The organism is Streptomyces sp. CNQ085 (assembly GCF_022614595.1).
Taxonomy (GTDB): Bacteria; Actinomycetota; Actinomycetes; order Streptomycetales; family Streptomycetaceae; genus Streptomyces.
Genome location: NZ_JAJFAU010000199.1, coordinates 1 through 6,833 on the forward strand (window position 1 = coordinate 1; position 6,833 = coordinate 6,833).

The window sequence follows — 6,833 nt, forward strand, 5'->3', positions numbered from 1 at the left end:
CCCCCGGACACAGCACGGAACCCCGCTGCCTCGACGTGTCCGGGGGCCTGGACTCTGGTCACGCGCCCACCTCGCGAGCCTGCCCTGATCAGGACTTTTCGATGACCTCGAAGATATCGGCGTCAGTCTCCTGCTGCCATGCCGGGAGGTCGGGCCAGTCAGCGACGTACCCCGGCTTGGGGCTCTCGAAGTGCTTGAACATCTGCGCCGTCCAGCACACCGCCACGAACCGTCCCTTCTGCTCACGAGACAGCTTCGCCGCGTGACCGCCACTGAATCTCGATGAGCTGGCGGACCTGGTCATACACGGCGCCTGCGGTCTCCCGCTCCCACTGGGGCGTGTCCTCCCAGGGGGTGACGTACCCGGGCTTCGGCTCCCCCGGGAAGTGGCGGTGCACTCCTTCGATCCAGGCTTCCCGGAACACTCGTGCGCCTTCGACCTGCGACATGCCAACCCCTCTCGTCACGGTCCGTCCCTCGGAAACCTCATGGGGGACGAGTGAGTCATCCGCTCGGCTGGACGCTCCGGCGCCGTCCCCGTGGCAGTGGCGCATCGCGGCGACTGTGCTTCTCGCGGGCACCCTCGTAACACGTCATCTGGGACGAGGGCGCACGCGCTTCGGTCGCCTGGTACGGCTGGCGGAAGTGGGCCGCCGCCTCCCCCGCCCAACCCGGGCGCACACCGGTCTGGCAGTCCGGTCGGTCCGCTGGGCCGCGCGCCTGTTCCCCGCCCGTGTCGCATGCCTTGAAGAATCCACGACAGCCGCGCTCCTGCTGGCGATCGGCGGCCGTGGAGGAGCCTGGCGGCACGGCGTCGCCACCGATCCGATACGCATGCACGCGTGGATCTGCGACGTTCACGGCCGTCCTGTCGAAGAACCGGACCAGACTGGTGACTACTCACCCATCAACGGGACAGAACCAACGTCGAAGAGGTATCGATGACCGACCCGTACATCCTGCTCCCGGGCAAGCGCGTCAGCCTGGCCATGCCGGACCGCGACCACCTGCCCGACTACCACCGCTGGGAGAACGACCCCGGCACGATCCTGGGCTTCGGGACGCAGGTCCCGCAGTCCTGGGAGGTTCGTGCCGGCGGGTGGGAAGCGGCCGGACGGAACCGGGACTTCCCCCAGTTCGAGGTGATCACCACCGAGGAGCGCACTCCGGTCGGTCTCACAACGCTCCAGATCGACTCAGCCGTACGGACCGCCGAGTACGTCATCCTGCTCGCACCGGAAGCCCGGGGCCAAGGACTGGCCACAGAGGCAACGGCCCTGACGCTGCGGTGGGCGTTCGAGTACGCCGCCCTGCGGATGGTCTGGCTGAAGGTGCTGGAGCCGAATGCGGCGGGGCTCACCGCCTATGAGAAGGCCGGGTTCAAACCCGCCGGGCGCCTGCGTCAGTCCGGCTACTGGCGCGGTCGGCCCTGCGATGAACTCCTGATGGATGCGGTAGCCGAAGAATTCCACGCTGTCCCCTGACGTGACGAGCTGATCCCGGAGCCCGGCGGGCTTCCCTCTGCCGGACTGTCGGAGCCTGGCGTCCGGCTTCCGCGTCATTGTGCGCCCGTCTCAGGCGCTCTCACCGAAGTGGAACGCGACCATGAGGCAGGCACCTTCACGTTCTGCTCCGCCATGGCCATGGGACAGCTCATGGGCGGGCGGCTTGCCAAGCATCGGGGCGAGGACACCACGAGAGAGGTACACGAAGAGGAGCGAAGGAGCTGGTCACGCCACAGCCGGAAGAACAGAAAAACCCCAGATCGACTGGGGTTTCTGGTGGTGTCCGAGGGGGGACTTGAACCCCCACGCCCGATAAAGGGCACTAGCACCTCAAGCTAGCGCGTCTGCCATTCCGCCACCCGGACCGGTGTGCGACCAGCGGCCTTCCGGCCGCGGCGACGGGGAACACCATACCAAGTTTTCACAGCGCCTCTCACATGCGTAAGCCGTGGTCCGGTGGGGTGCCGGGGCAGGCGGGCCGGGGCTGGACCGGGCCGCCGGTCAGGTGCCGGACGGTCCACCGGCGGACGGTTCGGGATGGAAGGCCGCGACGATCCTGCCGACCGTCTCCTCCAGCGGAGCGGCACGCGGCAGGGGCGGCGGGCCGCCCGCGACCGCGCGTCCGGCCAGGCCGGTGTCGGTGTGCGGCAGGTGGAGGTCGGCCACCGTCAGGCCGGTGCGGCGCCGCTCGGCGGCGACCGCCGTCAGCCAGGCGGACAGCGCCGCCTTGGAGGCGCTGTAGGCGGCCATCCGCGGCTGCGGGCGGACGGCGACCACGCCGGTGGTGGCGGCCAGGATGCCGGGCGGGTGAAGCAGGGGCAGCGCGGCGGACAGTACCGCGACGGGCGCCAGGGTGTTGACGGCGAACAGGTGCTCGGTGACGGCCGCGCCGGTCTCCTCGGCCGGGCCGAAGGCGACCGCGCCGATCGCCACCAGTACGCCGTCCAGGCCGCCCATCGCCTCGGCGGCCAGGCGGGGCAGGGCGGCCATGCCGTCCAGGTCGTAGGCGTCGCAAGGGGCGGAACCGGCGCCCAGGCGCCGCGCCGCCGACGCCAGCCGCTCCCGGTCTCGGCCGGCGAGGAAGAGCGCGTCACCCCGGCGGGCCAGGGCGTCGGCGGTGGCGCCGCCGAGGACTCCGGTGGCGCCGACGACCAGCAGGCGCGGCGGCGCGTTCGATGCGTCGGGTACATCCGGCATGTTCCCATTGTGGGCCGCGCCGCCGGGTCCGGCAGCCCGGCGGCTCTCGTCCCCTCGCGCGGACGGACGGCGGGGCAGCGGGTGAGCGTACGGCGGAAACGGGGCAGCAGCACAATGGGACGGCCGCGGCGGCAGGCGCCGCGGCCGTGAAACGCCGACCGAGGCAGGGCTGATCTTCCATGGGCCGAGTCACCGAACGCCGCCGCGTCGTCCGTCTGCGCGACGGTTCGGTGAGCGAGCGCCCGGACACCCTGGTGGCCGAGGAGCCGCTGGAGATCCGCCTGAACGGCAAGCCGCTGGCCGTCACCATGCGCACACCCGGCGACGACTTCGCCCTGGCCACCGGTTTCCTGGTCAGCGAGGGTGTGCTGGGCGGCCCGGAGGAACTGGCGAACATCGTCTACTGCGCCGGCGCCACCGAGCAGGCCGACGGCACCACCCGCAACAGCTACAACGTCGTCGACGTGCGCCTGGCCCCCGGGGTGCCCGTCCCCGACATCACCCTGGAGCGCAACGTCTACACCACCTCCTCGTGCGGGCTGTGCGGCAAGGCCAGCCTGGAGGCGGTGCGCACCACCGCCCGCTGGCCCGTCACGGGGGACCTCCCCCCGCTGGAGCCGGAGGTGCTGGCCGCGCTGCCCGACCGGCTGCGCGCGGCCCAGCGGGTGTTCGACCGCACCGGCGGCCTGCACGCGGCCGCCCTGTTCTCCCCCGAGGGGGAGCTGCTGGACCTGCGCGAGGACGTCGGCCGCCACAACGCCGTCGACAAGCTCGTCGGACGCGCCCTGACCCGGGGGGAACTGCCGCTGTCGCGCGCGGTGCTGCTGGTCTCGGGGCGTGCCTCGTTCGAGCTGGCGCAGAAGGCGGTGATGGCCGGTGTGCCCGTGCTGGCGGCCGTCTCCGCACCGTCCTCCCTGGCCGTCGACCTGGCGGCCGAGACGGGGCTGACCCTGGTCGGCTTCCTGCGGGGGGCGTCGATGAACGTCTACACCGGCGAGCACCGCGTCGCCCTCGGCGCACGGCGGGCCTGACGGCGGCGGAGCCGGCGCCCCGGCGGCCACGTCCGGCCGGCGAAGGGGGCGCACGGCGCGGAAGATCCGGTAAAGAGCACCGGGATGAACGGTGACGACCCGGCACGGGCGTCCCGAAGTGACCGTATTTACCCCGCCGGGCCGCATCACCTCCCTTCCTGGGCACCCCGCCGATCCGGTACGGTCGCCCCGCTGCGAGTTCCCCATGCCACAGCGCGACGAGGAGCGGCACGTGCGCGAGTTCACCGTCCCGGCCCTGGCGGCGGAGCCTCAGACCGGAGGGCTGGCCGACACCGTCTTCGACCGTGCCGACGACGGCCCGCACCAGGTGGTGATGGCCCGCAAGGACGCCTCGGGCGCCTGGCGGGACGTGACCGCCGCGGAGTTCCGCGACCAGGTGCTGGCGCTGGCCAAGGGGCTGCTCGCCGAGGGGGTGCGCTTCGGCGACCGGGTGGCGATCATGTCCCGCACCCGCTACGAGTGGACGCTGTTCGACTTCGCCCTGTGGTCCGTCGGCGCCCAGCCGGTACCGGTCTATCCCACCTCCTCGGCCGAGCAGGTCCACTGGATGCTGCACGACGCGGAGGTGACGGCCGCCGTCGTGGAGCACGAGGACCACGCGATGACCGTCGGCTCGGTCATCGGCCGGCTGCCGCGCCTGAAGCGGCTGTGGCAGCTCGACGCCGGCGCCGAGAGGGCACTGGCCGCCGCCGGGGCGCACATCCACGACGACGTGGTGCACCGGCACCGGCGCGCGCTGACCCCCGACACCCCCGCCACCGTCCTCTACACCTCCGGCACCACCGGCCGCCCCAAGGGCTGTGTGCTGACCCACGGCAACTTCATGGCCGAGTGCGACAACCTCGTCCGGCGCTACGAGGCCCTCTTCCCCTCCGAGGACGGGGCCCAGGCCTCCACCCTGCTCTTCCTCCCCCTCGCGCACGTCTTCGGGCGGATGATCGAGGTCGGGGCGGTGCGCGCCGGAGTCAGGCTCGGCCACCAGCCGGGCATGACCGCCGCCGCCCTCCTGCCCGACCTGGCGGCATTCCGGCCCACCTTCGTGCTGGCCGTGCCCTACGTCTTCGAGCGGATCTTCCACGCCGCGCGCCGCAGGGCCGAGGCGGAGGGGAGGCTGGAGATGTTCGACAAGGCGGTGGACGTGGCCGTCCGCTACGCCGAGGCGACGGAGGAGAAGGCCTTCGGCGCCGGGCGCGGCCCGGGTGCGGCCCTGCGGATGCGGCACGGCTTCTTCGACAAGGCCGTCTACTCCCGGCTGCGCGCCGCCCTCGGCGGCCGCTGCCGGTACGCCGTGTCGGGCGGCTCGGCGATGGAGCGGCGCCTGGGACTGTTCTACGACGGCGCCGGCATCCGCGTCTTCGAGGGATACGGGCTGACGGAGACCACCGCCGCGGCCACCGCCAACCCGCCCGAGCGGACCCGGTTCGGCACCGTCGGTGTCCCCGTCCCGGGCACCACGGTGCACATCGCCACCGACGGGGAGGTGTGGCTGCGCGGCGGCCAGGTCTTCACCGGTTACCTGAACGACGCCCGTGCCACCGGTGAGGTGCTGCACGACGGCTGGCTGGCCACCGGCGACCTCGGCTCGCTGGACGAGGACGGCTACCTGACGATCACCGGGCGGAAGAAGGACGTCCTGGTGACCTCCGGCGGCAAGACCGTCTCACCGACACTGCTGGAGGACCGGGTGCGGGCGCACCCGCTGGTGGCGCAGTGCGTCGTGCTCGGCAACGACCGGCCCTACGTCGCCGCGCTGGTCACCCTCGACGAGGAGGCCGTGCACCACTGGCTGACCATGCGCAGCAAGCCGCACCCGGGCCCGGCCGGGCTGGTGCGCGACCCCGACCTGGAGGCCGAGGTCAGACGGGCGGTGGTGGCCGCCAACACTCAGGTCTCCCAGGCCGAGTCGATCCGCACCTTCCGGATACTGGGATCGCGCTTCACCGAGGAGGAGGGGCTGCTCACCCCCTCGATGAAGCTGAGGCGCAAGGCCGTGGAGAGGGCGTACGCGGTCGAGATCGAGGCGCTCTACCAGGGCTGAGCGGACCGGGTGCGAAACCGTGCGGCGGGATTCGGCGGATTCGGTGACTCGGGAATGACAACGCTGCCATGATCGTTGGGCCCTCGGGTACACGTGTCGCCAACCTACTGACAAGGACCGATCGCTCGTGAGCAACGTTCCCAGCATCATCCTCAACAACGGCGTCCGGATGCCGCAGTTCGGCTTCGGCGTGTGGCAGGTGCCGGACGGGGAGGCCACCGCCGTCGTCGGGCACGCACTCGCCTCGGGCTACCGCAGCATCGACACCGCCGCGATCTACCAGAACGAGAAGGGCACCGGGAAGGCCATCGCCGAATCCGGGCTGCCGCGCGAAGAGCTCTTCGTAACCACCAAGGTCTGGAACAGCGACCACGGCCGCGACGCCCCGCTGCGCGCCTTCGACGCCTCGCTGGAGCGGCTGGGCCTGGACTACGTCGACCTCTACCTCATCCACTGGCCCGCGCCGGGGCAGGGCAGGTACGTCGAGACGTGGAAGGCGCTGGAGGAGATCCATGCCGACGGCCGCGCCAAGGCCATCGGCGTGTCCAACTTCAAGCCCTCCCAGCTGCGGCAGCTGATGGAGGAGACCGAGGTCGTCCCCGCCGTCAACCAGATCGAGCTGCACCCCAACTTCCCGCAGGCCGAGTCCCGCGCCTTCCACGCCGAGCACGGCATCGCCACCGAGGCCTGGTCGCCGCTGGGCCAGGGCAAGGGCCTGCTGGACGATCCGGTGATCGCCGAGATCGCCCGCAAGCATGGCCGCACCCCCGCCCAGGTGGTGCTGCGCTGGCACCTCCAGACGGGAAACGTGGTGATCCCCAAGTCCGTCACCCCCTCCCGGATCGAGGAGAACATCGACATCTTCTCCTTCGCCCTGGACGACGACGACATGACGGGCATGTCCACCCTGGACAACGGCACCCGGCTGGGCCCCGACCCCGACGAGATGGACTGATCCGGACGCCGGCTCCCCTCCCCCGCACCGCGCCCCCGGTGTCCGGCTCCGCCGGCGCCGGGGGCGTCCCGTCGCGGGCGCCCGCG

The 6,833-nt window shown here is 71.9% G+C and carries 6 protein-coding genes, 1 tRNA gene and 1 pseudogene; 5 read left to right on the forward strand and 3 right to left on the reverse strand.

What is annotated here, in order from left to right:
- Positions 1-88: 88 nt before the first annotated feature.
- A pseudogene (locus LJ221_RS22450) lies at positions 89-449 on the reverse strand (hypothetical protein).
- Between LJ221_RS22450 and LJ221_RS22455 the strand changes: the two are divergent.
- Both LJ221_RS22455 and LJ221_RS22460 read left to right on the forward strand, forming a co-directional pair.
- A complete protein-coding gene (locus LJ221_RS22455) occupies positions 448-945 on the forward strand; it encodes a lasso peptide biosynthesis B2 protein (protein ID WP_241718535.1) in 498 nt (165 codons plus the stop codon). The pseudogene LJ221_RS22450 and the gene LJ221_RS22455 overlap by 2 nt on opposite strands.
- Positions 942-1,484: a GNAT family N-acetyltransferase gene (locus LJ221_RS22460; protein WP_241718536.1), complete on the forward strand. Its 543-nt coding sequence runs from the start codon at positions 942-944 to the stop codon at positions 1,482-1,484. The genes LJ221_RS22455 and LJ221_RS22460 overlap by 4 nt, the downstream gene beginning before the upstream one ends.
- Positions 1,485-1,782: 298 nt before the next feature.
- On the opposite strand, the gene LJ221_RS22465 is transcribed toward LJ221_RS22460, so the two are convergent.
- Together LJ221_RS22465 and LJ221_RS22470 are read right to left on the reverse strand one after the other, a co-directional pair.
- Positions 1,783-1,870, reverse strand: a tRNA-Leu gene (locus LJ221_RS22465).
- Positions 1,871-2,006: 136 nt separating this feature from the next.
- Positions 2,007-2,702 (reverse strand): SDR family oxidoreductase, encoded by a 696-nt coding sequence (locus tag LJ221_RS22470; protein WP_241718537.1) that lies wholly within the window; start codon positions 2,700-2,702, stop codon positions 2,007-2,009.
- A 179-nt stretch (positions 2,703-2,881) separates the two neighbouring features.
- Between LJ221_RS22470 and fdhD the strand changes: the two genes are divergently transcribed.
- The 3 genes from fdhD (at position 2,882) to LJ221_RS22485 (ending at position 6,747) form a co-directional block, all read left to right on the forward strand.
- On the forward strand, positions 2,882-3,733 hold the full coding sequence (gene fdhD, locus LJ221_RS22475; RefSeq protein WP_241718538.1) for a formate dehydrogenase accessory sulfurtransferase FdhD: 852 nt from the start codon (positions 2,882-2,884) through the stop codon (positions 3,731-3,733).
- A gap of 232 nt (positions 3,734-3,965) precedes the next feature.
- A complete protein-coding gene (locus LJ221_RS22480) occupies positions 3,966-5,792 on the forward strand; it encodes a long-chain fatty acid--CoA ligase (RefSeq protein WP_241718539.1) in 1,827 nt (608 codons plus the stop codon).
- Positions 5,793-5,919: 127 nt separating this feature from the next.
- Positions 5,920-6,747 carry an aldo/keto reductase gene (locus tag LJ221_RS22485; protein ID WP_308314840.1) on the forward strand — a complete coding sequence of 276 codons (828 nt, stop codon included), beginning with the start codon at positions 5,920-5,922 and terminating at the stop codon, positions 6,745-6,747.
- Positions 6,748-6,833 lie beyond the last annotated feature (86 nt).